A 25,742-nucleotide genomic window follows, 5' to 3' on the forward strand; every position below is an offset into this window, starting at 1 on the left:
CGAGGGGCGAGGTCGAGACACGGGAGTGCTCGATCCCGCCCCTCGGCTCATCGATAGACTTGCGAGATGGCATTTCCGGCTGGGATGCCACCCGACGGGAGGAGTGAGATGGCTTTGCTTCCCACGATCCGCTCGCCACGGGATCTGGACGCTCTCACGACGGATCAGCTCTGCGAACTTGCGGAAGAGGTGCGCGCGTTTCTTGTCGAGAACGTCGCTCGCACAGGAGGCCACTTAGGGCCGAACCTCGGCGTGGTCGAACTGACCATCGCACTGCATCGGGTGTTCTCTTCGCCGGATGACCCGATCATCTTCGACACCGGGCACCAGTCATACGTCCATAAGCTCCTCACGGGGCGCCAGGACTTCTCACAGCTGCGCAGCCGTGGCGGCCTTGCCGGCTACCCCCAGCGCTCAGAGAGTGAGCACGACGTCGTCGAGTCATCGCACGCGTCCAGCTCCCTCAGTTGGGCCGACGGAATCTCCCGGGCGTTCGCCCGCACCGGGCGCCGTGACCGCCATGTCGTTGCCGTTGTCGGTGATGGCTCGCTGACCGGCGGCATGACGTGGGAAGCGCTCAACAACATCTCGGACGACAACGACCGCAATCTCGTCATCGTCGTCAATGACAACGGACGCTCATATGCCCCGACGATCGGCGGCATGGCACGCTACCTGAACCGCGTGCGTACGGCATCCAGCTACGAGACGCTGCGCAAGCGGTCCGACCGGATCTCCAGCCGGCTCGGGCCCGCGGCTCGCGCCTTCTACCGGGGGGTCCGGGGCGGAACCCGGGGTTTCCTTTCCCGATTCACGAACAACGAGGCGTTGTACTCGAACCTCGACATCAAGTACCTCGGCCCGATCGACGGGCATGACCTTCCGATGCTGATCGAGACACTCGAGCTCGCAAAGGAGCACGGGGCACCGGTTATCGTGCACGCGATAACCGAGAAGGGGCGCGGCTACGAACCGGCGCTCCGCGACGTTGCCGACCAGTTCCACGCTGTCGGCAAGATCGACCCCGTTTCGGGTGAGCCCGTCGGCGGTTCCGGTGCATCGGCGTGGACTGACGTCTTCGCTCAGGAGCTCGTGGAGGTGGGGTCCGAGCGCGAAGACGTCATCGCCATCACCGCTGCGATGCTGCGCCCCACCGGCCTGCAACCCTTCGCTGAGCGCTTTCCGCAGCGGGTTTATGACGTTGGCATCGCTGAGCAGCACGCCGTGGCTTCAGCGGCGGGTCTGGCCTTCGGGGGGCTGCACCCGGTCGTTGCCGTCTACGCGACCTTCATGAACCGCGCCTTCGATCAGGTCATGATGGATGTCGCACTGCACCGTGCGGGGGTCACCTTCGTCCTCGACCGCGCGGGGGTCACCGGGCCCGACGGGCCCAGTCACCACGGCGTCTGGGACCTCGCCATGCTGCAGCTCGTGCCCAACATCCGAATCGCGGCGCCTCGCGACGCGGAGCGTCTGCGCGAAGAGTTCCGCGAGGCGGTTTCGGTGTCCGATGCCCCAACCGTTGTGCGGTTCCCGAAGGGGTCGGTGCTCCCCGACCTGCCTGCGGTCGAACGTCTCGATGACGGGGTCGACGTGCTCGCTCGCGGCGGCGCGGAAGACGTCTTGCTGGTCGGCATCGGGCCGATGGCGCACATCGCAATGGACGTCGCGACCCGACTACGTGCTCAGGGGATCGGTGCGACTGTCATCGACCCCCGCTGGGTGATCCCCGTCCAGCCGTCTGTGATCGATCTCGCTGCGGCGCACCGCCTCGTGATCACGATCGAGGACGGCATCCGTGTCGGGGGGATCGGGACCCGCGTTCGCCAGGTGCTGCGGGAGGCGGGCGTCGACACTGCCGTTGACGAGCTCGGGCTTCCCGATGAGTTCATCGCTCATGCGACCCGTGAGCAGATCCTCGAGGATGCCGGGCTTGTCGCCAGCAAGATCGCCCAGGATGTCGTCGCGCAGGTCCTCGGCACCAGGATTCCGATCGCACGCCGGGCTGAGAACAGCGCCGATTTCGTCGCCGAGTTCGCGGAACGCCGCGACTGACGCGGCAATGCACACGAGAGAGGGGGCCCGGCTGATCCAGCCGGGCCCCCTCTCTCGTGTGCGGTCTGATCAGACGGCGGCGATTCCTCGGATGGGCGGTTCGTGGAAGGTGCCCCCAAAGACGCGCTGAGATGCCCCTTCGCGATCGAGGTACGGCGAGGCGCCGCCGTCGATGAAGGGCCAGCCTGCACCGAGGATCAGGCAGAGATCGATGTCTTCGACCTCGGGCACGACACCCTCATCGAGCATGATGCGGATCTCCTGCGCCAACCCGTCCTGCACGCGGCGAAGGATCTCGTCTTCGCGCGCCGGTGCAGTGCCCACGGCCGGCTTGAGGATCTTCTCGGCAGCCTTCGTCCAGCCAGTGACCTTGCCGTTCTTGTCCTTCTCGACGACCTGCGGCAGCTCCGCCAGCTCGTGGAAGTTCTCGTTCGCATAGAAGCGCTCTGGGAAGGCTGCAGCCATCGTGTCCTGCACGTGCGCGGCGACCTTCCAGCCCACCAGATCGATGAGCTGGAAGGGTGTCATGGGCAGGCCGAGGGGGCCGAAGGCCTTCTCGACCGTAAGCAGCGGCGTGCCTTCGTACACGGCCCGAGCCGCCTCGCCCATGACCTTCGCAAGAAGGCGGTTGACGACAAAACCCGGGGCATTGGCGGTGAGAACAGCGTTCTTGCCGAGCCCCTTGGCCACGACGAAGGCGGTCGACAGTGCCGCCTCGTCGGTCGCGGGTGTTCTCACGATCTCGATCAGCGGCATCACTGCGACCGGATTGAAAAAGTGGAATCCGACGAGTCGCTCGGGGTGCTCGAGCTTCTCGCCGATCTCCGCCACCGACAGGGACGAGGTGTTTGTCGCGAGAATCGCGTCTTCGGCGATGATCTTCTCGATCTCACCGAACACCTGCTGCTTGACTCCAACCTCTTCGAAGACCGCCTCGATCACGAAGTCGCAGTCTGCGTACTCGCTCTTGTCCGTGGTGCCGTGAATGAGTGCGCGCAGGCGATTCGCGGCATCCCCGTCGAGACGTCCCTTCTGCTCGAGCTTGCCGATCTCTTCGTGGATGTAGGCGAGCCCCTTATCAACGCGCGCCTGATCGAGGTCGGTGATCAGGACGGGAACCTGGAGCTTGCGCACGAAAAGCAGCGCGAACTGGCTGGCCATGAGGCCCGCCCCGATGATCCCGACCTTCTGGACCTTCTTGGCCAGAGCCCTGTCCGGCGCACCGACGGGTCGCTTAGCGCGCTTCTGCACGAGGTCGAACGCATACATGGATGCCGCGAACTGATCACCGGTGATGAGATCAGTCAGCGCCTCATCCTCGCGCGCGAACCCCTCCGCTTTCGTGCCACTCTTGGCCTTATCGAGCAGGTCGAGTGCCACATAGGGGGAGCGGGGGACCGTGCCGATGCGGCTCTCGAGCATCCCGCGGGCCATCTTGATGGCGATCGGCCATTTGGTGAGACGCTCGATCTTGCCCGGCTCGTTCTTGCGCTCGACCTTGACGGAGCCGGTGAGGACGCCATCTGCCCACCGCAACGAATCCTCGAGGTAGTTCGCCGCGGGGAAGATCTCGTCCATGATGCCGAGGTCATAGGCCTGCTGGGGCTTCAGCACCCGGTTCTGCTTGAGTGGGTTGGATATGACGACCTCGAGCGCGTTCTCGATGCCGATGAGATTCGGGAGCAGGTACGCCCCACCCCACCCCGGGATGATGCCCAGGAACACTTCAGGGAGTGCGATGGCGGCCGCCGAAGCATCCACCGTGCGGTACGTGGAGTTCAAGGCGATCTCGAGCCCACCGCCGAGGGCGAGGCCGTTCACGAAGGCGAAGCTGGGGACGCCCAGGCTCGACAGCTTGCCCAGAACCTGGTGACCCCGCTGCGCGATGAGCTTTGCGATCGCGGCCGAAGGAACCCGCGAAACGTCGCTGAGGTCAGCGCCCGCTGCCAGGATGTACTGCTTGCCCGTGATGGCGACCGCGTGGATCTCACCCGCGGCGGCCCGAGAGGCTAGACGGTCGAGCGTCTCCCCGAGCTCCTTCAGCGTTGCCGGTCCCAGCGTGTTGGGTCGGGTGTGATCGCGACCGTTGTCCAGGGTGATGAGGGCGAGCGTCTTGCCCGAGGCCAGACGCACGTCAGTCACCAGCGAGTGCGTGATGACCTCGCCGTCGGCGAGGGCATCGAGCGGCGAGAAGTCGATCTCGTCATAGTTGGTCATGGCGGCGAACTCCTACTTCTTCTTCTTGCCGTCGTAGTGCGGGTTTTCCCAGATGACCGAGCCACCCTGTCCCAGGCCCACGCACATCGCGGTGAGCCCGTACCGAACGTCGGGGCGCTCGGCGAACTGCGCCGCAAGCTGAATCATCAGGCGCACACCGGATGCTGCGAGGGGGTGGCCGAGGGCAATGGCGCCGCCCCACTGGTTCACGCGGGGGTCGTCATCCGCAATGCCGAAGTGGTCGAGCAGCGACAACACCTGAACGGCAAAAGCCTCGTTGAGCTCGAATAGCCCGATGTCATCGATTGTGAGGCCGGCCTTCTGCAGCGCCTTCTCGGTCGAGGGGATCGGACCGATGCCCATGATCTCGGGTTGCACTCCGGCGAAAGCGAACGACACCAGCCGCATCTTGGGGGCAAGCCCGAGCTGCTTGACCGCATCGCCACTGGCCAGCAACCCCATCGTCGCACCGTCTGTCAGCGGTGACGAGGTACCTGCGGTGACGCGCCCGTGGGGGCGGAAGGGGGTCTTCAGCGATGCGAGTCCCTCCATTGTCGTTTCCGGGCGGCGACCCTCGTCCTCGGTCGCGAGTCCCCAGGCGCCGTCAGCTGTCTTGATCGCAACAGGGACGAGATCCGGCTGGATCTTGCCGGCGTCGTATGCTGCCTGCGCCTTCTGCTGGCTGAGCATCCCGAAGCGGTCGGCGCGCTCCTTGGTGAGCTGTGGGAAGCGGTCATGGAGGCGTTCGGCCGTGACGCCCATGTTCAGCGCGCCGGGGTCGACCATCTTCTCGGCGACGAAGCGCGGGTTGGGGTCTGCGTTGGAGCCGATCGGATGACGCCCCATGTGCTCCACACCGCCCGCGAGTGCGAGGTCGTACATGCCGAAACCGATCGAGCCGGCCATGGTGGTGACGCTTGTCATCGCGCCTGCGCACATCCGGTCGATCGCGAAGCCCGGAACGGTCATCGGTAGTCCGGCGAGGATGGCCGCTGACCTACCGAGCGTCAGGCCTTGATCGCCCGTTTGCGAGGTCGCAGCGATCGCAACATCGTCAATGCGGTCCTTTGGGACGTCAAGATTGCGTTCCATCAGCCCGATGATCGCCTTGACTGCCAGGTCGTCAGCCCGGGTGTTCCAGTACATGCCCTTTTCGCCCGCGCGCCCGAATGGGGTGCGCATACCGTCGACGAAAAAGACGTCCGACATTTCGGCCACTCTGCCTCCAAGGATTGGGAATGAAGCCAGCCTAGGAACGCGTCAAAACGGCACAGAATCGGTTGGGTCGAACCTACGAAGCGCTCTCCGAGGCCTCGGAGGAGGGTTGACCGGATTCCACAAAGGCTTCAGCGATCACCTGTGCAGTCTGCTCAATCTGCCACGGTCGCGCACCGAGTTCCGCCAGCGCTGCGGCGATTCCGGCGGCGTCGGTGACAGCCGGGGGAGCCCAGGCGACGCGTCGCAGCAGCTCTGGGGTGAGAAGGTTCTCGACCGGCATATGCAACGACTGCGCGAGTTCGTCGATCGCCGGCTTGGCTGCCTTGAGCCGGGCGTCGGCCTCGGGCGCTCGGTCGGACCATGCTCTCACCGGCGGGATCGTGTCGGTGTTGCGCACCCGCTCGGGCGGGAGATCGAGGTCGGCGCGTCCCGCTTCGAACGCCGCCCACCATCGATCGAGTTCGGAGCGGCTGGCTCGACCGGTGAACTCCTTGAGGCCTGCGAGCTGCTGCTTGGTCTTCGGATCCGCGAGGATCGCGGCGACCAGAGCCCGGTCGGGAACGAGGCGTCCGGGCGAGACATCCTGCGTGATGGCGAGTTCTTCGCGGGCAAGCCACAGGGCCCGCGCGATCGCCAGCCCGCGGCGCCCACGCACCGTATGGAGACCGCTGAGTCGGCGCCACGGGTCTTCCCTCGCTGGCTTCGGCTCCCGGGTGAGCACAGCGGAGAACTCTTGCGCAGCGAACTCCGTCTTGCCGGCATCCGCGAGCTGCTGCGCAAGGATGTCGCGCACATCGATGAGGTACTCGACGTCGAGCGCAGCGTACTCGAGCCACGCTTGTGGAAGCGGACGGGTCGACCAGTCGGAAGCCGAGTGAGCCTTCGCGAGAGTGACGCCGAGGGTCTCTTCAACGACGGCGCCGAGGCCCACGCGCTCTCGTCCGAGGAGTCGTGATGCTAGTTCGGTGTCGAAAATCGTCGGAGGCTCGAGGCCCAACTCGCGCAGGGAAGGCAGGTCCTGACTGGCGGCGTGAAAGACCCACTCGAGGTCACCGATTGCCTGCTGCAGCGACGAAAAGTCGGTGCCGACCGCTGGCGGGTCGACCAAAATCACGCCGGCGCCGCGGCGGAAAAGCTGCACGAGATACGCGCGTTGCGAGTAGCGGAACCCGGAGGCGCGCTCAACGTCGACGGCTACCGGGCCTTCTCCTGCTGCGAGGTGCGCAGCCGCGGCACGGAGGGCGTCGGCATCCGTGATCACGGTGTATTCAGCCACGGCTTACCCTGCGGGAGGTTACTGTTGCGATCTGCTCAGACCCGGGCGGAAGTCCCGCCAGCATGCACACGAGCTCTGCCCACGCCTCGACGTGCGCGTCGAGGTTCGCGGTCGGTGTCCACGACGCGCGAAGTTCGATCTGCGCGCCATCGCCTTCGTCGGCGAGACTCCCGAATCCCTTCGAGAGGGTCTTCGTTGCGGTGCCTGAGGGGGAGTGATAGGTAGCGGCGTGTGCCTGTAGGGCGTCGGTGAGCCACGACCACGTCACATCCGCCAACAGCGCGTCGATGCCGATCTCGGGCTCCAGTGGCGCCTGCGCAAAGCACACGATGCGCCACGCTCCGTTCCACTGGGAGGGCTCGTCCGGGTCGTGCAACAGGATGAAGCGACCCGTTCCGTACGCTGAGTCGATACCGGATGCCTCGGGCCTCACGTCGGCAGCAAGGGCCAGTGCGTGAGGAGCAAGGCCGGTCGGTGCGGGAATCTCGCGGACCGTGAGGTCGTCACGAAAGGTGGCCTCGCGAATCACCGCGGCCACGTCGTCGAACGCCACCCCCGACAGAAGGTCTCCGGTCACCCCGACAGACTAGAGTGAGGACCCCATGGTCGAGTCCAGGCGCGCCGCCTCCCCACAGTACGTCGTTGTTGTCAAAGCGGCTCTCACGGTGATCTCGTTGGCCCTCGGTGCCGTCCTTGCGCTGTGGGGCGGTATCGCCGTTCGCATGGCCCGGAAAGTCGTCACGCCGGCGGCTCGGATCCCCGATTGCCGCATTCTCGAGCTTGATACGTCTGCCCAGACCATCACGTTCACGCGGACCCCCGACACTGAACTCGCTGGCCGATATGGCCTGTTCACCACGGGCACAGAGCGCTACCTCAAACTCGGATCCGTGCTGTCGGAAACGACCGACACGGTCAAGCGCAAGCTCCTAACGCACGTCGGTCCCCAGGCGCGGATCGTCAGGGATGCCGCGTTCAGCGGGTGGTATTACGAGCGCCCCGAAGAACTGCACCTACCCTTCAGTCCGGAGCTGGTCGGCTCGGCGCTCGGACCCTGCCCCGCGTGGCTATTTCCCGCCGGTGAAGGCGACATCTGGGTGATCCAGGTGCACGGGCGTGGCACCACGCGAGCGGAGTGCCTGCGCGCCGTGCCGATCTTCCACGGGTTGGGAATCACGTCGTTGGTCGTCTCGTATCGCAATGACGGCGAGGCGCCTCGGAGCCGATCGGGTACCTACACACTCGGAGCTACCGAGTGGCGCGACGTCGACGCCGCGGTCGGGTTCGCCCGCCGGCGGGGCGCGAAGCGGGTCATCATCATGGGCTGGTCGATGGGCGGCGCGATTGCGCTGCAGCTTGCCTTGAACTCGGCCCACCGTGACCTCATTGTCGGACTCATCCTGGACTCGCCAGCCATCGACTGGCGGAGCATTCTCGACTACCAGGCGCGGGAGATGAAGCTTCCCGCGCCGATCACGCGCCTGGCGATCACTGTCCTTGGTGCCGATTGGGCGACGGCGCTCACCGGCGCGGGAGCAGCGATTCCGTTCCGTCGACTCGACGTCCTTGCCCGCTCGGCGGAGCTTCGGCATCCGATACTCATCCTCCACAGCGACGATGACGGCTTTGTCCCCTCGGATGCCTCCCACGATCTGGTCGTCGCGCGTCCCGACCTCGTGGAACTCGACGTGTTCAGTGTGGCTCGTCATACCAAGCTGTGGAACTACGACCAGGAGCGCTGGACCGGCCGGATCACGCGGTGGCTCATCCAGCGCGGGTTCGTCAGCGAGCGCGCAGACGCAGATAGGTGAATCCCTCGTCGTCGACGAGGTGACCGGCGAGCTCCGTCGCGACGGCGTTGTGGATGCCCAGAAACGGATGCTCGGCCGGTGTCAGCGCTGGTGCGACGGTGATGCAGTACTCGTCGATGACTCCCGAATCCGCGAACTGTCGAGCCAACGACGGGCCGCCCTCACACACGAGGTGACGCAGGCCCCGATCCCGGAGAGCGTCAACGACGAGCTCGGGCGTGGGCTCGTCGGCAGGGAGTCCGACGACCTCGGCCGACAGGTGGGCGACGGATGCCTTCACCTGCTTCGCCCGGGATGCGGGGCACAGCGCAATCAGGGGTTGGTCCGCCTCGTCAGGCATCCGGAGTCCCTCCAATGAGCCGGAACGGGTCACGACCGCGAGAGCTGCCGACCGGGGGAGGAGGTAACCCTCGGCGCGCACTGTCTGAGCCCCGACGATGACGGCATCGGCCGCCGCACGGATGGCGCTGAGAATGAACCGGTCGGCCCCGCCGGTGAGGGTCTCACTCGTGCCGTCGGCGCCGACGGCGGACCCGGTGAGCGAGGTGATCATGTTCAGTCGCACGGACTCTGGATCTGCGGACCCGTAGCGCGCGGCGATCCACGCGCGTGCTGCATCACGGTCGTCATCGACGTCGATCGAGTCGAGGCTTCGTGGCGACAGTTCGGTCACGATCATGGAGAGATCCTCTCTGGGCCCGCGGGAACTCCGTTGGGGGAGTCCTCGCGTGCGCGGGGTGTGGTGACAGCCCGCGTAAAGTAGGAGGGTCCTCCCGCCCCCCCTGACTCTAGGCGGCACGCGGCACGCCCGCATCCGTCTCCACTGCGGAAGCCACCCATGCCAGCATCCGGCCCCACCGGCATCGTCCACCTCGCAACGCGCTCACCCGAGCTCTCCGGCGACCAGATGGTGGCGGCGCTCACGCCCCCACCGCAGTTTGCGCATGCGTCATTCGAGTCGTACCGCGCCGACCCGGCCTTCCCCTCGCAGCAGGAGGCGAAGGAACTGCTCATCGCCTTTGCCGGTGGGCGCCCCGAGGCGCCGCGCGGAGGGCTGTTCCGGCGCCGACCGAAGGAACCCGAACTGAAGCCCGGCGTATACCTGGACGGTGGATTCGGTGTCGGCAAGACGCACTTGCTCGCCGCGATCTATCACGCGATGCCGGTACGCCGGAAGTACTTCGGATCGTTCATCGAGTACACGGCTCTGGTCGGGGCGCTGGGCTACCAGAACGTCGTCAAGCTCTTCACGGGAGCCGACCTGCTGTGCATCGACGAGTTCGAGCTCGATGATCCCGGCGACACGATGGTCATGACGCGTCTGCTGGGCGAACTGGTGGCCACGGGCACCCGGCTTGCGGCGACATCCAACACTCCGCCCAATGCCCTGGGTGAGGGGCGATTCGCCGCGCAGGACTTCTTGCGTGAGATCCATGCGATGGCCGAGAGCTTCCAGACCATTCGGATCGATGGAACCGACTACCGTCACCGGGATGTCGACGGACACGCGGTGTCCCTGGACGTTGCCGACTACGAAGAGGCAATCGCATCAGCATCCGGTGATGGGATCGTGAGCGACGACGCCTTCGAGGACGTCGTCGCTCAGCTGGCGCGCGTCCACCCGTCGCGCTATATCCGCTTGATCGAGGGGGTATCCCTCGTCGGCCTTCGCGACGTAGAAGTCTTCGCCGACCAGTCCGCGGCGCTCCGATTCGTCGCACTGGTTGACCGCATCTACGACGCGCAGATCCCGATTCGCGCGACCGGCATCACCCTGGACCGGGTCTTTCCTGACGAGATGCTCGCCGGCGGATACCGCAAGAAGTACCTCCGCGCGATCTCGCGCCTGGTCGCTTCGACTCTCGCGTGAATTTCGTGGTGACCTCGGGGTCACACGAAACCTGATGTTTACCTGAGCGCAGGTCGTGTAACAGACGCGAAACACAGGGCACCCTCTGGTCGAAACCGGTCGCCGCGAGACTGGCTCCGCAAGTGCATCGGCTACCCGCGTCGATGCAGCTTTCGACACACGACACGAATTGAGGACTCTCAATGGATGCTGGAACTCTCGCCTGGGGTATTACCTCATCGGCGCTAGTCCTGTTCATGACGCCCGGCGTCGCCTTCTTCTACGGTGGTCTCGTCAAGGCGAAGAGCGTCATCAGCATGATGATGATGAGCTTCGGCGCGATGGCTCTGATTGCTGTGCTTTGGATCCTCTACGGATTCAACATGGCCGCCGTGAGCGACCCCTGGGCCTTTGCAGGAAACCCCTTCTCGAACTTCGCACTCTCGTCGCCTGAGCTTTCCAGCTCGGACTTCGTGCTCGCGCTCTTCGGCTCCACCTTCGCGATCATCACGGTGGCCCTGATCTCGGGCGCCATCGCTGACCGCGCCCGGTTCGGATCGTGGATGATCTTCGCCGGCGTGTGGGCGACTGTCGTCTACTTCCCCGTGGCCGCATGGGTCTGGGGTGGCGGCTGGATCATGAACCTCGGAACCACGCTGTTCGGCGAGGAGTCCGGGATCTTCGTGATGGACTACGCGGGTGGTACTGCCGTTCACATCAACGCGGGTGCTGCAGCCCTTGCGCTGGCACTCGTGCTGGGCAAGCGCATCGGCTTCCAGAAGGGCATCCAGAAGCCGCACAACGTGCCGCTGGTCATGCTCGGCGCATCGATCCTGTGGTTCGGCTGGTTTGGCTTCAACGCGGGTGCTGAGGCGAACTGGTACTACGCCGACACCGAGACCTACGGCTCGATGGGTCCGGACAGCCTCGCTGGCGTCATCGTCATCAACACCCTCGGCGCGACCGCCGCTGCCATCATCGGTTGGCTGATCGTCGAGAAGTTCAAGGACGGCAAGGCTACGTCGGTCGGTGCTGCTTCGGGTGCCGTTGCCGGTCTCGTTGCCATCACCCCCGCCTGTGCGTTCCTGACGCCCGGCTGGGCGCTCCTGCTCGGTCTCGTCACCGGTGTGATCTGCGCCTTCGCTATCGAGCTCAAGTGGAAGCTCGGCTACGACGACTCGCTCGACGTTGTCGGCATCCACCTGGTCGGTGGTGTCATCGGAACGCTGTACCTCGGCTTCTTCGCAACCGAGACCGGTCTGTTCCTCGGTGGCGGCATCGAGCAGCTCACGGTACAGGCGATCGCAGCCTTCGGCGTCCTGATCTACTCCTTCGTCGTGGCCTGGATCCTGGGCTTCGCGATCGAGAAGACGATCGGCTTCCGCATCAAGAACGAGGACGAGCTCGCCGGTGTCGACACCAGCGTGCACGGCGAAGAGGGCTACTCGCTCGCCGAGCAGGTCTGATTCACCCGGAGTTCGTCTCCTTACCCTCAGGGGCGTCGCGACTGGTTCGCGGCGCCCCTGAGGCGTTTTCTCGTGTGTTCGCCGGTTAGGGTGACTTCGTGAATCGGCTGTCATCGCTTGTCCGTAAGGTTGCGCGTGCGCTCACGCCGCCGATGCGCAGGAAGGAACGTACGGATGCCGCACCAGACGCGCCGCCGCTCGCCGTCCGCACGCGGCTCATTGCGGCACCTGGCGCGAACGGCCTGAAGATCAGTTATGCACCCGAAGCGGACGGGGACGCTGACGCCGGCGAGATCGTGTGGACCTGGGTGCCTTACGCCGAAGGCGACGGACGAGGCAAGGATCGTCCGGTTCTCGTGATCGGCCGCCAGGACTCCGATCACGTCTACGCGGTGAGACTGACCAGCCAGCCGCACGACGGTGACCGGGACTACATCGCGATCGGGGCAGGGCCGTGGGATGCGCGAGGGAGAGCATCCTGGGTCGACATCGAGCAGCTCTACAGCGTGCATCATCGGGGGATGCGCCGTGAGGCCGCCGCGCTGGATCTCGACCGCTTTGTACTCGTCGCTAACGCGCTGCGTAGCCGCTACGGCTGGGATGCCGAGAAGCGTCGGTGATACTCAATGTGGTGGGCGATACCAGACTCGAACTGATGACCTCTTCCGTGTGAAGGAAGCGCGCTACCAACTGCGCCAATCGCCCAAGACCCTCGCGGGCCGAGTCTCGATCCTACCGGATTCCTGGTCAAGCACACGACCGCGGACTCCGACACGCGCGGAGCCGTTTCGGTTTTGCGCGGCGGCGATTCTCGACTAAAGTCGATCAAGCGCCACACGGTGGCGCAATGCGGATGTAGCGCAGTTGGTAGCGCATCACCTTGCCAAGGTGAGGGTCGCGAGTTCGAGTCTCGTCATCCGCTCGAGTGCGGGGCTTCCTTCGGGAGCACGACACGTGGGTCGAACCACACACGGTGGCGTGGCCGAGCGGCTAGGCACCGGCCTGCAAAGCCGTTTACACGGGTTCGAATCCCGTCGCCACCTCGCATGACAACTGAATAGCCTTTTAGGCGCGATTGGCGCAGCGGTAGCGCGCTTCCCTGACACGGAAGAGGTCACTGGTTCGATCCCAGTATCGCGCACCACCTGAAACCCCCGGAATTCCGGGGGTTTTTCGTTTACGTTGCTGGCACACGGCACGACGCCGTATCACCACGTTCCGTCGCGCCCTGTGGCGGAGCTGAGCCCATTGCGGCCGCAGTGTGGCGCGACCGAAAGGGTCCAAGATCCACGCTCACGACGAAGGCCCCCACCCTTCATCGGGTGGGGGCCTTCGAGTCGTTGTGGATCAGGCCTCGCTCATCGCGAGCTTCTCCTTCTGACCCTTTGCTGCGTAGTAGGCGGCACGGGCTGCATCCCGGCGCGCCTGCTCGGCCTGGCCGGCCTCGCGAATCTCCTCCGAGACCGGGTAGTACTCGGTGGTGGGCTTGCCGTGGTACTTCTCGATATAGGCGTCAAGCTCCGGGCCCGATGTCCACGAGGTGATGAGGCAGTAGCGCGGCTTGTCGCCCTGGTGGTGGACAGCGTGCCAGAGTCGCTGGGTGTCGACGATCAGCTGAGCACCGGCGGGAAGAGCGATGCGGTACTCGATGCTCGGGTCGGTGCGGTTCTCACGAAGGACGAAGTAGCTGTCCTTGTCGTCGGTCAGATTGAAGAAGCCGCGAACGACCCAGCCGGTGCCATCGGGGTTCAGGCGGTTGTTGTCGTCCTGGTGGAGGTTGTACAGGCAGTCCGCGTAGGAGTTCGGCTGCAGCTCGATGATGCGGCAGCGTCCGACGTTCGCGCCCGGCTCCTTCGCCCGTGCAGTGAGAGTGGGAGCAAGTTCGGTCTGCGAATCGATCCAGACGCCGTCCTTGTCGGTGCGGGGCGGCTGGTGATTCCAGAAGCCGTTGCACTCGATCTCGCCCTTGGCCGAGGCGAGGGGAGCGAATCGGGTGTCACCCGAGGACTTCCAGTCCACGTATTCGATGTCGAGCCATTCCTTCGGATCGACGGGCTCGTTGTAACTGTCGAGGACGACAAAGCCGGTCTCGTCGAGAGCGGCGCTCTTGATGTAACCCATAGGGTCTGTGCCTTTCGGTCGGTGAGCCAGCGCGTTTTTACAGGCCCAACTTAGGTAACCCTACCTCCGGCCCTGCGCGGGAACCTGGGCATCCGCGCCGTGATTATTAGACTCGTCGGGGTCGTCCACACAGCCGGAGGAGACACTCGATGATCACTGCGACGAACATCCGCGCTCACGCCGTGAATACGGTCGCGTGGCTGGCGTCGGCTCAGGCCACGATCGTCGTCCCGGTCTATCAGCGGCAGTACCGGTGGGATATCGGGGGCTGCGAACAGCTCCTGAGCGACATCCGTGCCGTGGCCGATCGGGATGACGACCAGATGCACTTCATCGGCTCGGTCCTCAGCGCAGCCGATTCGGCGGGCCCACGCTCGGGCGAAGACGCCGAGGAGTGGGTGCTCATCGACGGGCAGCAACGCATCACGACGCTGATGCTTCTGGTTGCTGCCCTGTTCCACACCATCCGGGACGAAGACTCCGTACTTGCAGAGGAGCTTCAGCGCGTGTTCCTTCACGGCGCGACCGGTGACACGAAGCTTCGGCCCCATCGCGAGTGGGCAGGACTTTTCCGTGAAGTCGTCGTTGGGGCTACGGATGTCGCGCCGACGCCCTCGCGGTTCGCCGACAACTATGCGTTCTTTCGTAGTCAGATTGCCGCCGATGATGTCGCTCGGGTCTGGCGCGGACTCCAGCGGCTGGAGCACGTCGCCATCTCACTCGGCACCGGCGCCAATGCCCAGCAGATCTTCGAGAGCCTGAACTCCACCGGCGAGCCACTGCGCGACCATGAGCTGATTCACAACTACGTACTCATGGGACTCTCGCACGCCGAGCAGTTGGTCATCGAAGACGAGTACTGGGCCGCCATCGAGCGGAGCACCGGTGAGCACATCGCGTCGTTCTGGGCTCACTATCTCGTCATGGTCGGCGGACGCGAGGTCGCCACGACCGCATCGGGTCGCGGTGTCTATGACGTGTTCCGGGCGCATTTCCCTCGACTCGACCCCGCGGCGCTTCGAACCCAGGCGGAGCAGTGGAGATCCTTCGCCCAGCTCTACGCGACGCTGCTTGACCCCACGGGTGAGCCGGATGCCGAAATCCGGGTGCGTCTGCACCACCTCAATACGTTCGGCCGCGGGATGTACCCGTTGGTCATGTCGCTGTACGCGCGACACCGCGGCGGCGAGGTCGGACGTGACGATCTCCTCGACGTGCTCGACGACCTGCAGTCGCTTCTCTTGCGCCGCGATGTCGTCGGCGTGGGCTCGGAGCGCCTCGTTGCCCGCCTTGTGCGCGCATCCCGGGACGGCATCGACTCGCTCGTCGCGGCAATCTCGCGCCTGACTCCGTCGGATGACCGTGTGCGCGTTGCACTGAAGCACAGCCCCCTGCCGCATCCGGAGTATGTTCTGTCGCGGCTGGCCGACACCGATCCGGCGCAGAATGACCTCGTCATCGACCATGTCTTCCCGCCCGCGCCATCGGATGACTGGACCGGCGGCGATGGGCGGCGGTGGAAGGACTACAGCGAGGACGAACAGAACAGTCATCGTGCCCTGGCCGCGACCCTGGGCAACCTCACGCTGCTGGAGGAGGCACTCGCGGCTCAGGTCTTCGGCGCCGACTTCCCCGTTAAACGCAAGGTCTACGGGAAGAGCTCCCTCGCCCTGACGCGGCAGCTGGAGTCCATCGAAACGTGGGGGACAGCTGCGATCAGCGTTCGGTCCGCGCAACTCGCTCAGCAGGTGATGACCCTCTGGCGACGCCGAGGACCACTCATGATCGACGATGACGGTTTGACGCCCATCCTGGATGCAATTGCGCGGCGCGGATGGCCTCGCGGGTGGGAGCGCGAGTTCTCGTATGTCGAGTACGTCGGTGAGCACTGGGAAGTCCCCGACATCAAGTACCTCTTCAATCGAATCTTCAAGCGACTGTGGGCGGATCGACGTGACGCTGTCATCGCGTACTGCTCCCGGCGAGGTGGGCCCGTCTACAACGATCGCGCGTGGAACGGTGACTGGGACAGCCTGGATGACGAGCACCACCTCTACATGGGATGGGACTCGCGCTACATGATGGCTGCCGTGCAGGGAGTGCTCGAGGAGGCGGGGCTCGCGCCCGAGGTGTTCGTCAAGTACTCGTACATCGGGCAGATCATGTGATCGCTCTGGTCCGACGCCCCCGCTCGGCTCGGTAGCCTTGAGACTGACATCGCCCAGGAGTTCGCTGTGACACAACCGCTCGTCCCGTCTGACGTGGCCTATCCCGCCGACGGCTTCGCTCTCTTCCCCGACCGCTCTGTCGTGGCCCTACGGGTCAACGGCACCTTGCGGGATCTCGCGACGGTTGTGACCGCTGAGGACACGGTGGAGCCGGTGACGATCGACAGCCCCGACGGGCTCGACATCCTTCGCCACTCCACCGCGCATGTGCTCGCCCAGGCCGTGCAGCGGATCCGTCCGCAGGCGAACCTCGGGATCGGACCTCCGATCACCGACGGCTTCTACTACGACTTCGGCGTCGACGAGCCTTTCACGCCCGAAGACCTCAAAGCCATCAAGAAGGAGATGGAGCGCATTGTCCGCGAGGGTCAGCGCTTCACCCGTCGCGTTGTCACCGAAGACGAAGCGCGCGCAGAGCTTGCCGACGAGCCGTTCAAACTCGAGCTCATCGGCCTCAAGGGCGGCGGTGCGGATGCTGCCGAGGGCGCCTCGGTCGAGGTCGGCGGTGCGGAACTGACGATCTACGACAACGTGACCCGCGACGGCGAGACGGTCTGGAAGGACCTCTGCCGCGGCCCGCACGTGCCCGGCACACGAATGATCGGCAACGGCTGGGACCTGACCCGGATCGCCGGCGCCTACTGGCGGGGCAGCGAGAAGAACCCGCAGCTGCAGCGCATCTACGGCACCGCGTGGCCGACCAAGGACGAGCTTCGCGCCTACCAGCACCGACTCGAAGAAGCTGCCCGCCGTGACCACCGTAAGCTCGGCGCGGAACTGGACCTCTTCTCGTTCCCTGACGAGATCGGGCCGGGCCTTGCGGTCTTCCACCCCAAGGGCGGCATCATCCGCTACGAGATCGAGCAGTACATGCGCCAGCGCCTGCTCGCCGCAGACTACGACATGGTCAACTCGCCCCACATCACCAAGGGCGACCTCTTCATGACCAGCGGTCACCTCCAGTGGTACGCCGACGGGATGTACCCGCCGATGGAGCTCGACGAAGTCGTGGATGCCGAGGGTCACGTGACGCGGCAGGGGCAGGAGTACTACCTCAAGCCCATGAACTGTCCGTTCCATAACCTGATCTTCCGGTCGCGGGGTCGCAGCTACCGTGAGCTTCCGCTGCGTCTGGCGGAGTTCGGCACGGTCTACCGTTACGAGAAGAGCGGGACCCTCGCGGGGCTCACTCGCGTGCGCGGGATGACCCAGGATGACGCACACATCTACGTCACGGCCGATCAGGTGCGCGACGAACTCACCCGAAACCTCGACTTCGTGCTGTCGGTGCTGCGCGACTACGGTCTGCAGGACTTCTACCTCGAGCTGTCGACGAAGGAGGAGGGCAACCCGAAGTTCATCGGTGACGACGCCCTGTGGGCAGAAGCTACCGAAACGCTGCGCGAGGTGGCCGAAGCTTCGGGTCTCGAACTCGTGCCCGACCCGGGCGGCGCCGCGTTCTACGGACCGAAGATCTCCGTGCAGGCCCGCGACGCCATCGGCCGCACCTGGCAGATGTCGACGATCCAGCTCGACTTCAACCAGCCCGAGCGCTTCGAACTCGAATACACCGGTCCCGACGGAGCGAAGCACCGTCCCGTCATGATCCACCGTGCGCTGTTCGGTTCGATCGAGCGCTTCTTCGCGATCCTGCTCGAGCACTACGCGGGGGCATTCCCGGTGTGGCTTTCGCCGACGCAGGTCGTCGCGATCCCGGTCGCCGAAGAATACGGCGGCTACCTCGATGAGATCGTGGCGCGCCTGCGTGCGCGCGGGGTGCGGGCCGAGGTCGATCACTCCGATGACCGGATGCAGAAGAAGATCCGCACACACACGACGCAGAAGGTGCCGATCCAGCTGATCGCGGGGGAGCAGGACCGCTCCGCAGGGACAGTCTCGTTCCGCTTCCGCGACGGGACGCAGACCAATGGCATCCCCGTCGACGACGCGATCGAGCGCATCCTGACGGCGATCGCCGAGCGCACGCTCGTGGACACTGCGGAGGACCTGGCATGACGGATGCCGCGGCATCCGAGTCAGACACCGTGCCCTCATCTGAGTTCGCGGGAGTGCCCGACGGCTTCCAGCGCCTCTGGACTCCACATCGGATGGCGTACATCCAGGCCGGTGCCGACGCAATGCGCGCCGCGTGTCCGTTCTGCGCGGCGCCCGGCAAAACGGATGCCGACGGCCTGATCGTCCACCGCGGCAAGAGCGCCTACGTCTTGCTGAATCTCTTTCCGTACAACTCCGGTCACCTGCTGGTGTGCCCGTACCGCCATACGGCAACGTATGACCAGGCGACGGCCGAAGAGACCCAGGAGATCGCCGAGCTCACGCAGACGGCGATGCGCGTGCTTCGCGCCGTCTCGCGATGCGATGGTTTCAACATCGGAATGAATCAGGGCGCGGTAGCCGGCGCTGGGGTTGACGAGCACCTGCACCAGCACGTCGTCCCGCGATGGGCCTCGGATGCGAACTTCTTTCCGATCATCGCGCGCACCAAGGCACTCCCTCAGCTCCTGGGCGACGTGCGCGAGACTCTCGCGGCAGCCTGGCCGACCTCCTGAGCGACGGGGTCAGCGGACCCGCGTGACCTCGAACTGCATCCGCGGGTGGGCGTAGGCCTCCTGCGACTCGACTAGCTGCAACTCCCGCTCGCCCGAGTCATACGTGTTCTGCAGAAGGTCGAACACGCTCGACACGGTGCGTGCGAGAGCAAGCGCTGGGTCACCGGTGGCGCCGTAGTGGGCGGTGAACAGCGCGGCAGTCACATCGCCAGAGCCGTTCGCCTTCATCGGGATTCGCGGCGTCTGCACGATCCACGCGCCATCGTCGGTGACGGCGAGCATCTCGATCGTTCCTTCGGGTGCGTCCGGACGTTCGACGCTGGTGACGAGGACCGTGCGCGGGCCCATGTCGCGGGCAAGGTCGGCCGACACGAGCGTGGATTCGAGATCCGCCGGTTCGGTTCCGGTCAGAAACCCCAACTCGAACTGGTTCGGGGTGATGATGTCGGCAGCTGGAACTACGCGCTCGCGCAGCAGCACCGGGATGGCGGGAGCGACGAAGCATCCGGACTTTGCGTTGCCCATCACCGGATCACAGGCGTAGACCGCAGCCGGGTTGGCCGCTTTGACCCGCGCGACGGCATCCAGGATGACATCGCCGATTCCCTCCGAGCCCTGGTAGCCCGACAGCACCGCGTCGATCTGCGGAAAGACCCCGCGTTCCTCGATGCCGGTGAGTACTTCGGCGACGTCGGCGGGGGAGATCAGCGGTCCGCGCCACGCGCCGTACCCGGTGTGGTTTGAGAAGTTCACGGTGTACACCGGCAAGACCTCGACGCCGATGCGCTGCAGGGGGAACACCGCTGCAGAGTTGCCGACGTGGCCGTAGGCGACGGCTGACTGGATCGAAAGGATCTTCATGAGGGCTGGCCTGCTTTCGTGGAACGAGCCGCTTCGATAGCAGCTGACAGATCGGATGCCAGGCGTGTCGCCTCGGCATCGGTGAGGTCGTGCACCGTCAGGCGCAGGTGCTGCGCGGCATCCTCCCCGGTTAGCACGAACTCTTCACCTGAGCGCGCGAGCCACCCGCGCCGCATGAGGTACTCGCCAACGTCTCGAGCAGGCACTCCGAGCGGCACCCACAGATTGAGACCGTCGGCTGCATGCGCCGGAACACCGGCATCCTGCAGCAGCGTGGCAACTGCCGCGTTGCGCTCGGCGTAGTGCTCTCCTGCCCGCCGGATGTCGTTTCGCACTGCATCATCGGTGAGCAGCGCGTGAGCGAGGCGCTGCAGCAGATGGCTCACCCACGTTGTTCCCGGGCTCAGACGCAGCGCGAGGCGTGCCGCCGTGTCGGGATCGGACGCGGCAACCGCCAAACACATGTCAGGACCCAGGAACTTCGACACGGATCGGACGAGAGCCCAGCGTTCGTGCGCGGGTCCGACGATCGTGTGAAAGGGACGCTCCGAGAGGAGGGAGAAGTGGTCGTCCTCGACGACGAGAACGTACGGATGCTCGGCCAACTCGGCACGCAGCGCCGCTGCCCGCCGGGCCGACAGGCTGGCGCCCGTGGGATTCTGCGCGCGCGGGGTGCTCACGATGGCGCGCACCCCGGCATCCAGGGCCGCACGGAGCCCGGCGACTGTCATGCCCTCGTCGTCGACGGGAACCGGCACCGCCCGGTATCCACCCAACCGCAGGATGTTCATCGTCGACAAGAAGCACGGATCTTCGACCGCGACGGCATCGTCACGAGTGAGGGATTGGCCGAGCAGCCGTTCGATCGCGTCTGAGGCTCCGCCCGTGATCGTCAACTGCAGCTCGGGCTGATCGACCATCGCCTCGCGCATCCACGCGGTGGCCCACGACTCGAAGTCGCGGTCGATGACCGGCTCCCCGTACAGCACGGGTCGGCCGATGACGCAGGAGAGCAGCCGGGCAGGATCAGGGATCAGTGCAGCATCCGGGTTACCGGTGCCGAGGTCTCGCAGCACGGTTCCGGCAGAGAACCCTTCTTGCGGCATCCGGGGCGATCCGGCGATGAGCGTGCCGCCTCGGCCGCGCGTCACGACAGTGCCCGCCTGGGCGAGATGCCGATAGGCGGCGACGACGGTATTGCGATTCACGCCCAGACGCTCGGCCAGGGCGCGGACCGGAGGAAGCGCATCTCCGGGAGCGAGCATGCCGCGTTCGACAAGGCCTCGAACGCTCTCGGCGATGTCGGTCGCCGTGGAGCCGGCGATAGCCGGTTGAGCATCGAGAGCAGTCATCCCGACGAGTCTAAGCGGTGGGACATGCTAGGTTTTGGCATAGGTCAAGACGAAAGGGTCCTCGTGTCCGCATCCACCACCGGTTCGTCTCGCGTCAAGCGGGGTCTCGCCGAAATGCTCAAGGGCGGCGTCATCATGGACGTCGTCACGCCCGACCAGGCGAAGATCGCCGAGGATGCTGGCGCTGTCGCCGTGATGGCGCTCGAGCGGGTGCCCGCCGACATCCGCGCCCAGGGTGGTGTCTCGCGCATGAGCGACCCCGACATGATCGACGGCATCATCGAGGCGGTCTCGATCCCGGTCATGGCCAAGGCCCGCATCGGCCACTTCGTCGAGGCTCAGGTACTGCAGGAACTCGGCGTGGACTACATCGACGAGTCCGAAGTCCTCTCGCCCGCCGACTACGTCAACCACATCGACAAGTGGGGTTTCACGGTGCCGTTCGTCTGCGGCGCCACGAACCTCGGTGAGGCCCTGCGGCGCATCAACGAGGGCGCCGCGATGATCCGCTCGAAGGGCGAGGCCGGCACCGGTGACGTCTCCGAGGCGATGAAGCACATCCGCAAGATCAAGGGTGAGATCGCCGCGCTCGGCGCTCTCTCCAAGGACGAGCTGTACGTCGCCGCCAAGGATCTTCAGGCGCCCTATGAACTCGTCGCCGAGATCGCCGAGACCGGAACACTGCCGGTCGTGCTCTTCGTCGCCGGGGGCGTTGCGACTCCGGCGGATGCCGCCATGATGATGCAGCTTGGCGCCGATGGCGTCTTCGTCGGCTCGGGCATCTTCAAGTCCGGCAATCCGGCGCAGCGCGCCGCAGCGATCGTGAAGGCGACGACCTTCTACGACGACGCGAAGGTCATTGCCGACGTGTCCCGCGGCCTGGGCGAAGCGATGGTGGGCATCAACGTCGCCGACCTTCCCGCGCCGCACCGACTGGCCGAGCGGGGCTGGTGAGCGCGACGCGTCCGCACGTCGGAGTGCTCGCCCTCCAGGGCGACGTGCGCGAGCACGCGGCCGTGCTGCAGGCCCTCGATGTCGAAGTCTCCCTCGTGCGCCGACCCGAGGAACTCGCCGCTGTCGACGGGCTCGTGATCCCCGGCGGGGAGTCCAGCGTGATCGACAAGCTCTCGCGGGCGTTCGGGATGCGCGAGCCCATCATGGCCGCTCGCGAGGCCGGAATGCCGATGTACGGCACGTGTGCTGGCCTCATCCTGTTGGCCGATTCCATCGTTGACGGAATCGAGGGCCAGCAGACATTCGGAGGCCTTGACGTGGTCGTTCGCCGCAACGCGTTCGGGAGCCAGGTGGACTCGTTCGAAACCGATCTCGTCGTCCCGGCTTTCGGCGATCAGAGCGTCCACGCTGTCTTCATCCGCGCGCCGCTGGTCGAGCAGGTGGGGGAGCTCGCCGAGGTGGTGGCATCCCTCGACGATGGCCGGGTGGTCGCCGTTCGTCAAGGTGCGCTGCTCGGAACCTCGTTCCACCCTGAGGTGACCGGTGAGACCCGCTTCCACGAGCTGTTCCTGCAAGCCGTGCGCGCGGCAGCCTGACGGTGCCCGCGTCGCGCGGCCGATAGAATCGAGCGCATGTCCGGCCACTCCAAGTGGGCGACGACCAAGCACAAGAAGGCCGTCATTGACGCGCGTCGTGCAAAGTCGTTCGCCAAACTCATCAAGAACATCGAAGTCGCAGCCAAGCTCGGCGGTGCCGATCTCTCGGGTAACCCGACGCTGTACGACGCCGTACAGAAGGCGAAGAAGACGTCGGTTCCCAACGACAACATCGATCGCGCGATCAAGCGCGGCGCGGGAATCTCCGGCGACTCGGTCGAGTATCTAACGATCCTCTACGAAGGCTACGGACCCAACGGCGTCGCGCTCATGATCGAGTGTTTGACCGACAACAAGAACCGCGCGGCCGCGGAGGTGCGCACCGCGCTCTCGCGCAACGGGGGAACGCTGGCCGACCCCGGGTCGGTCGCGTACAACTTCCACCGCAAGGGCGTCATCGTCGTCTCCGGCGAGGGCACCACCGAAGACGACGTCATGATGGCAGCTCTCGAAGCCGGCGCGGAGGAGATCGAGCCGCACGCGCAGGGGTTCGAGGTCATCACCGAGGCATCCGACCTCGTCGCGGTGCGCTCGGCACTGCAGGAGGCGGGGCTAGATTACGAATCGGCGGATGTCGAGTTCGTCCCCTCTCTCAAGGTCGAGGTCGACGCCGATACTGCGCGCAAGGTCTTCCGCCTCATCGATGCTCTCGAAGACAGCGACGACGTCCAGAACGTCTACAGCAACTTCGACCTGAGCGCCGAGGTGCAGGCCGAACTCGAGAACGACGAATAGGGCGCGCCTTCTGGGCACCGCCGCTCGTCGCGCCTAGCGTTGCCGGGTGGCGACTGTTCGTGTGCTCGGAATCGACCCCGGTCTCACCCGCTGCGGCGTGGGTGTCGTGGATGTCGCTGCCGACCGCTCGGCCGTCCTCGTGCATGTCGGCGTGATCAGGACGGATGCCGACCTCGCCATCGAGCGCCGTCTCGCGGGCATCGCGTCCGGCATCCGAGAGATCCTCGATCTGCATCGGCCGGATGTCGTGGCTGTGGAGCGCGTATTCGCCCAACAGAACCGGAGCACGGTCATGGGTACCGCGCAGGCCAGCGGTATTGCGCTGATGCTCGCGGGCGAGCGGGGTCTTCCGGCGGCTACGCACACGCCAACGGAAGTCAAGGCCGCGATCACCGGATACGGCAGCGCAGATAAACGCCAGGTCCAGACGATGGTGGCCCGCATCCTGAGGCTGGACGCCCTGCCTCAGCCCGCAGACGCTGCAGATGCGCTGGCGCTCGCTCTCTGCCACGCGTGGCGGGGTGCTCCGCAGACGGGCGCGGCGAGCGGTGGCTCGTTGACCAAGGCGCAGCAGGCCTGGCGGGATGCCGAACGGCGCGCCCGGGTCTGAGCGTGTCGCTCGAACAAATGTCCTATTCGCCGCATAGCCTGCTCTGAGGCGCGCGCAGCGCCGAACGGAGGGAGCACGATGATTTCGTCAGTGCGGGGCATCGTCGGCTACGCCGATCAGGACTCAGTGGTGGTCGAGGTCGGGGGAGTCGGACTCACCGTCGCCGTGACGCCCGACGTGGCCCGCTCGGCGCGCGTCGGCGAGCCGCTGTTTCTGCACACGTCGTTGATCGTGCGGGAAGACGCTTTGAGTCTCGTCGGCTTCGAGGCCCGCGACGAGCTGACGACGTTCCTCCTTCTGGTCGGAGTCACCGGCGTCGGCCCCAAGTCCGCACTGGGCGTGCTCAGCGCCATGTCCGTCGACCAGATCGCCACCGCCGTCGCTGCCGAAGACGACGCGCCGTTCCGGCGGGTATCGGGGATCGGGCCGAAGACAGCCAAGCTGATCGTGCTGCACTTGACAGGGAAGGTCATCGCCCCCGCCGTAGCCTCGCGCGCAGCATCCGTCACCGATAACCGGGCCGATGCAGTAACCGCAGCGTTGACCGGACTGGGATGGCCCGAACGCCACGCCGCCGAGGTGGCAGCCGCTGTTCTGGAGGATGCCGCGGCAGAGGCATCCGTGCAGGACCTGCTGCGTCGAGCACTGGCTGAACTCGGCCCGGCGCGAAAGGAGCCCCTGCGTGGATGATCTGACCGACCCCACACCCTCGAAGGATGAGTCAGAGCTCGCGATCGAGGGGGCGCTCCGGCCGGCATCCCTCGCGGAGTTCGTTGGGCAGACGAAAGTGCGGGGACAACTCCAGCTCCTCCTCGACGCAGCCCGACTTCAGGAGCGCCCCGCCGACCACATTCTGCTGGCCGGACCGCCGGGCCTGGGTAAGACGACGCTGGCCATGATCGTTGCCCACGAGAGCGAACGTCCGCTTCGAATGTCGAGCGGACCGGCGATCCAGCATGCCGGCGATCTAGCGGCGCTGCTCTCAAGCCTGACGCCCGGTGAGGTGCTCTTCATCGATGAGATCCACCGCATGGCGCGCTCTGCTGAAGAGATGCTCTACCTCGCGATGGAAGACTTCCGGATCGACATCATGGTCGGCAAAGGGGCCGGCGCGACGAGCATCCCGCTCGATCTGGCCCCGTTCACGCTCGTGGGCGCCACGACGCGCGCGGGCCTGCTCCCCAACCCGCTGCGCGACCGCTTCGGATTCACCGCGCACCTCGAGTATTACGAGCCCGAAGAGCTCGAACGCGTCCTCGAGCGGTCGGCCCGGATGCTTGATGTTCCGCTGCCAGCCGAATCCCGTGCCGAGATCGCCCGGCGTTCGCGAGGAACCCCGCGCATCGCCAACCGTCTGCTGCGACGAGTCCGTGACTACGTCGTGGTCCACGGGGGAAGCGCCACCGCAGCATCCGTAGACGCAGCCCTCGACCTCTACGACGTCGACGCGATCGGGCTCGACCGACTTGATCGCGCTGTCCTGGAGGCGCTTGTGCGCCGTTTCCACGGGGGGCCGGTCGGACTCAACACGCTCGCCGTGACCGTCGGGGAAGAGGCAGACACCATCGAGTCCGTCATCGAGCCCTACCTCGTGCGGATCGGATTCATGGGGCGTACGCCGCGCGGGCGCGTGGCAACTCCCGACGCCTACGCGCACCTCGGCGTGCGTCATGCCGATCAGACGCTGAGATTCGATGACCTATAATTCCTGGAGGCTTTGACCCCCACGCGACCCGACGTCTGCGCGGCCGCACCCGAAAGGC

At 65.7% G+C, this 25,742-nt stretch carries 22 protein-coding genes and 4 tRNA genes; 17 read left to right on the forward strand and 9 right to left on the reverse strand.

Going from position 1 to position 25,742, the window contains the following annotated elements:
• The first annotated feature begins 108 nt into the window (after window positions 1-108).
• Window positions 109-2,055 carry a 1-deoxy-D-xylulose-5-phosphate synthase gene (gene dxs / locus ACQVDU_RS03845; RefSeq protein ID WP_443476393.1) on the forward strand — a complete coding sequence of 649 codons (1,947 nt, stop codon included), beginning with the start codon at window positions 109-111 and terminating at the stop codon, window positions 2,053-2,055.
• 69 nt (window positions 2,056-2,124) lie between these two features.
• Here dxs and ACQVDU_RS03850 read toward each other — a convergent pair whose 3' ends face one another.
• The 4 genes from ACQVDU_RS03850 to ACQVDU_RS03865 all read right to left on the reverse strand — a co-directional run bounded on the left by ACQVDU_RS03850 (window position 2,125) and on the right by ACQVDU_RS03865 (window position 7,343).
• The gene (locus tag ACQVDU_RS03850; RefSeq protein WP_443476270.1) at window positions 2,125-4,272 is read right to left on the reverse strand and encodes a 3-hydroxyacyl-CoA dehydrogenase NAD-binding domain-containing protein; all 2,148 of its coding nucleotides are present in this window, start codon (window positions 4,270-4,272) and stop codon (window positions 2,125-2,127) included.
• A 12-nt stretch (window positions 4,273-4,284) separates the two neighbouring features.
• Window positions 4,285-5,490, reverse strand: a complete 1,206-nt coding sequence (locus tag ACQVDU_RS03855; RefSeq protein ID WP_363498443.1) for a thiolase family protein — start codon at window positions 5,488-5,490, stop codon at window positions 4,285-4,287.
• A 73-nt stretch (window positions 5,491-5,563) separates the two neighbouring features.
• Window positions 5,564-6,766 carry an HRDC domain-containing protein gene (locus ACQVDU_RS03860; protein ID WP_443476271.1) on the reverse strand — a complete coding sequence of 401 codons (1,203 nt, stop codon included), beginning with the start codon at window positions 6,764-6,766 and terminating at the stop codon, window positions 5,564-5,566.
• Window positions 6,759-7,343, reverse strand: coding sequence for a DUF3000 family protein (locus tag ACQVDU_RS03865; RefSeq protein ID WP_443476272.1), 585 nt, complete (start codon window positions 7,341-7,343; stop codon window positions 6,759-6,761). Before ACQVDU_RS03865 ends, ACQVDU_RS03860 begins: the two co-directional genes overlap by 8 nt.
• A 25-nt stretch (window positions 7,344-7,368) precedes the next feature.
• On the opposite strand from ACQVDU_RS03865, the gene ACQVDU_RS03870 reads away from it, so the two are divergent.
• Window positions 7,369-8,577 carry an alpha/beta hydrolase family protein gene (locus ACQVDU_RS03870; protein WP_443476273.1) on the forward strand — a complete coding sequence of 403 codons (1,209 nt, stop codon included), beginning with the start codon at window positions 7,369-7,371 and terminating at the stop codon, window positions 8,575-8,577.
• Here ACQVDU_RS03870 and ACQVDU_RS03875 read toward each other — a convergent pair.
• Window positions 8,549-9,256 (reverse strand): dihydrofolate reductase family protein, encoded by a 708-nt coding sequence (locus ACQVDU_RS03875; RefSeq protein WP_443476274.1) that lies wholly within the window; start codon window positions 9,254-9,256, stop codon window positions 8,549-8,551. The two genes, ACQVDU_RS03870 and ACQVDU_RS03875, sit on opposite strands and share 29 nt — an antisense overlap.
• A 159-nt stretch (window positions 9,257-9,415) precedes the next feature.
• Between ACQVDU_RS03875 and zapE the strand changes: the two genes are divergently transcribed.
• The 3 genes from zapE to ACQVDU_RS03890 all read left to right on the forward strand — a co-directional run bounded on the left by zapE (window position 9,416) and on the right by ACQVDU_RS03890 (window position 12,512).
• A complete protein-coding gene (zapE, locus tag ACQVDU_RS03880) occupies window positions 9,416-10,447 on the forward strand; it encodes a cell division protein ZapE (RefSeq protein WP_443476275.1) in 1,032 nt (343 codons plus the stop codon).
• A 182-nt stretch (window positions 10,448-10,629) separates the two neighbouring features.
• Window positions 10,630-11,892 carry an ammonium transporter gene (locus ACQVDU_RS03885; RefSeq protein ID WP_443476276.1) on the forward strand — a complete coding sequence of 421 codons (1,263 nt, stop codon included), beginning with the start codon at window positions 10,630-10,632 and terminating at the stop codon, window positions 11,890-11,892.
• A gap of 98 nt (window positions 11,893-11,990) precedes the next feature.
• Entirely contained in the window at window positions 11,991-12,512 is a 522-nt protein-coding gene (locus ACQVDU_RS03890; protein WP_363498462.1) for a type II toxin-antitoxin system PemK/MazF family toxin, read from the forward strand.
• 9 nt (window positions 12,513-12,521) lie between these two features.
• Here ACQVDU_RS03890 and ACQVDU_RS03895 read toward each other — a convergent pair.
• Window positions 12,522-12,597: transfer RNA gene (locus ACQVDU_RS03895), tRNA-Val, on the reverse strand.
• 144 nt (window positions 12,598-12,741) lie between these two features.
• Between ACQVDU_RS03895 and ACQVDU_RS03900 the strand changes: the two genes are divergently transcribed.
• The 3 genes from ACQVDU_RS03900 to ACQVDU_RS03910 all read left to right on the forward strand — a co-directional run bounded on the left by ACQVDU_RS03900 (window position 12,742) and on the right by ACQVDU_RS03910 (window position 13,036).
• Window positions 12,742-12,814 (forward strand) — tRNA-Gly (locus ACQVDU_RS03900).
• Window positions 12,815-12,864: 50 nt separating this feature from the next.
• Window positions 12,865-12,935, forward strand: a tRNA-Cys gene (locus ACQVDU_RS03905).
• Window positions 12,936-12,961: 26 nt separating this feature from the next.
• Window positions 12,962-13,036, forward strand: a tRNA-Val gene (locus tag ACQVDU_RS03910).
• A gap of 203 nt (window positions 13,037-13,239) precedes the next feature.
• Here the strand turns inward: ACQVDU_RS03910 and ACQVDU_RS03915 are convergent.
• Window positions 13,240-14,013: a hypothetical protein gene (locus ACQVDU_RS03915; protein WP_300594764.1), complete on the reverse strand. Its 774-nt coding sequence runs from the start codon at window positions 14,011-14,013 to the stop codon at window positions 13,240-13,242.
• 149 nt (window positions 14,014-14,162) lie between these two features.
• Here ACQVDU_RS03915 and ACQVDU_RS03920 point away from each other — a divergent pair, with 149 nt between their 5' ends.
• The 3 genes from ACQVDU_RS03920 to ACQVDU_RS03930 all read left to right on the forward strand — a co-directional run bounded on the left by ACQVDU_RS03920 (window position 14,163) and on the right by ACQVDU_RS03930 (window position 18,811).
• On the forward strand, window positions 14,163-16,181 hold the full coding sequence (locus ACQVDU_RS03920; RefSeq protein WP_443476277.1) for a DUF262 domain-containing protein: 2,019 nt from the start codon (window positions 14,163-14,165) through the stop codon (window positions 16,179-16,181).
• Window positions 16,182-16,247: 66 nt separating this feature from the next.
• Window positions 16,248-18,257, forward strand: coding sequence for a threonine--tRNA ligase (thrS, locus tag ACQVDU_RS03925; protein ID WP_443476278.1), 2,010 nt, complete (start codon window positions 16,248-16,250; stop codon window positions 18,255-18,257).
• The gene (locus tag ACQVDU_RS03930) at window positions 18,254-18,811 is read left to right on the forward strand and encodes an HIT family protein (protein ID WP_443476279.1); all 558 of its coding nucleotides are present in this window, start codon (window positions 18,254-18,256) and stop codon (window positions 18,809-18,811) included. Before thrS ends, ACQVDU_RS03930 begins: the two co-directional genes overlap by 4 nt.
• 9 nt (window positions 18,812-18,820) lie before the next feature.
• Here the strand turns inward: ACQVDU_RS03930 and pdxY are convergent, their stop codons facing one another.
• Both pdxY and ACQVDU_RS03940 read right to left on the reverse strand, forming a co-directional pair.
• Window positions 18,821-19,672, reverse strand: a complete 852-nt coding sequence (gene pdxY / locus ACQVDU_RS03935; RefSeq protein ID WP_292711124.1) for a pyridoxal kinase PdxY — start codon at window positions 19,670-19,672, stop codon at window positions 18,821-18,823.
• Window positions 19,669-21,024 (reverse strand): aminotransferase class I/II-fold pyridoxal phosphate-dependent enzyme, encoded by a 1,356-nt coding sequence (locus ACQVDU_RS03940; RefSeq protein WP_443476280.1) that lies wholly within the window; start codon window positions 21,022-21,024, stop codon window positions 19,669-19,671. Before ACQVDU_RS03940 ends, pdxY begins: the two co-directional genes overlap by 4 nt.
• A 24-nt stretch (window positions 21,025-21,048) precedes the next feature.
• Between ACQVDU_RS03940 and pdxS the strand changes: the two genes are divergently transcribed.
• The 6 genes from pdxS (at window position 21,049) to ruvB (ending at window position 25,684) form a co-directional block, all read left to right on the forward strand.
• A complete protein-coding gene (gene pdxS, locus ACQVDU_RS03945; protein WP_425355658.1) occupies window positions 21,049-21,978 on the forward strand; it encodes a pyridoxal 5'-phosphate synthase lyase subunit PdxS in 930 nt (309 codons plus the stop codon).
• Window positions 21,975-22,574 (forward strand): pyridoxal 5'-phosphate synthase glutaminase subunit PdxT, encoded by a 600-nt coding sequence (gene pdxT, locus ACQVDU_RS03950; protein ID WP_443476281.1) that lies wholly within the window; start codon window positions 21,975-21,977, stop codon window positions 22,572-22,574. The genes pdxS and pdxT overlap by 4 nt, the downstream gene beginning before the upstream one ends.
• Window positions 22,575-22,610: 36 nt before the next feature.
• A complete protein-coding gene (locus ACQVDU_RS03955; RefSeq protein ID WP_292711133.1) occupies window positions 22,611-23,369 on the forward strand; it encodes a YebC/PmpR family DNA-binding transcriptional regulator in 759 nt (252 codons plus the stop codon).
• 46 nt (window positions 23,370-23,415) lie between these two features.
• Entirely contained in the window at window positions 23,416-23,979 is a 564-nt protein-coding gene (gene ruvC / locus ACQVDU_RS03960; RefSeq protein ID WP_292711135.1) for a crossover junction endodeoxyribonuclease RuvC, read from the forward strand.
• A 78-nt stretch (window positions 23,980-24,057) separates the two neighbouring features.
• The gene (ruvA, locus tag ACQVDU_RS03965) at window positions 24,058-24,669 is read left to right on the forward strand and encodes a Holliday junction branch migration protein RuvA (RefSeq protein WP_331791302.1); all 612 of its coding nucleotides are present in this window, start codon (window positions 24,058-24,060) and stop codon (window positions 24,667-24,669) included.
• On the forward strand, window positions 24,662-25,684 hold the full coding sequence (ruvB, locus tag ACQVDU_RS03970; protein ID WP_292711139.1) for a Holliday junction branch migration DNA helicase RuvB: 1,023 nt from the start codon (window positions 24,662-24,664) through the stop codon (window positions 25,682-25,684). The genes ruvA and ruvB overlap by 8 nt, the downstream gene beginning before the upstream one ends.
• Window positions 25,685-25,742: the final 58 nt, after the last annotated feature.

Source organism: Microbacterium sp. F2, assembly GCF_052274505.1.
GTDB lineage: Bacteria > Actinomycetota > Actinomycetes > Actinomycetales > Microbacteriaceae > Microbacterium.

What these genes read in the sequence shown, in the direction of transcription:
- dxs (WP_443476393.1), top strand. Translation starts at nt 109, where the DNA reads ATGGCTTTGCTTCCCACGATCCGCTCGCCACGGGATCTGGACGCTCTC.
- ACQVDU_RS03850 (WP_443476270.1), bottom strand. Translation starts at nt 4,272, where the DNA reads ATGACCAACTATGACGAGATCGACTTCTCGCCGCTCGATGCCCTCGCC.
- ACQVDU_RS03870 (WP_443476273.1), top strand. Translation starts at nt 7,369, where the DNA reads ATGGTCGAGTCCAGGCGCGCCGCCTCCCCACAGTACGTCGTTGTTGTC.
- ACQVDU_RS03875 (WP_443476274.1), bottom strand. Translation starts at nt 9,256, where the DNA reads ATGATCGTGACCGAACTGTCGCCACGAAGCCTCGACTCGATCGACGTC.
- zapE (WP_443476275.1), top strand. Translation starts at nt 9,416, where the DNA reads ATGCCAGCATCCGGCCCCACCGGCATCGTCCACCTCGCAACGCGCTCA.
- ACQVDU_RS03885 (WP_443476276.1), top strand. Translation starts at nt 10,630, where the DNA reads ATGGATGCTGGAACTCTCGCCTGGGGTATTACCTCATCGGCGCTAGTC.
- ACQVDU_RS03915 (WP_300594764.1), bottom strand. Translation starts at nt 14,013, where the DNA reads ATGGGTTACATCAAGAGCGCCGCTCTCGACGAGACCGGCTTTGTCGTC.
- ACQVDU_RS03920 (WP_443476277.1), top strand. Translation starts at nt 14,163, where the DNA reads ATGATCACTGCGACGAACATCCGCGCTCACGCCGTGAATACGGTCGCG.
- ACQVDU_RS03930 (WP_443476279.1), top strand. Translation starts at nt 18,254, where the DNA reads ATGACGGATGCCGCGGCATCCGAGTCAGACACCGTGCCCTCATCTGAG.
- pdxY (WP_292711124.1), bottom strand. Translation starts at nt 19,672, where the DNA reads ATGAAGATCCTTTCGATCCAGTCAGCCGTCGCCTACGGCCACGTCGGC.
- ACQVDU_RS03940 (WP_443476280.1), bottom strand. Translation starts at nt 21,024, where the DNA reads ATGACTGCTCTCGATGCTCAACCGGCTATCGCCGGCTCCACGGCGACC.
- pdxS (WP_425355658.1), top strand. Translation starts at nt 21,049, where the DNA reads ATGCTAGGTTTTGGCATAGGTCAAGACGAAAGGGTCCTCGTGTCCGCA.
- ACQVDU_RS03955 (WP_292711133.1), top strand. Translation starts at nt 22,611, where the DNA reads ATGTCCGGCCACTCCAAGTGGGCGACGACCAAGCACAAGAAGGCCGTC.
- ruvA (WP_331791302.1), top strand. Translation starts at nt 24,058, where the DNA reads ATGATTTCGTCAGTGCGGGGCATCGTCGGCTACGCCGATCAGGACTCA.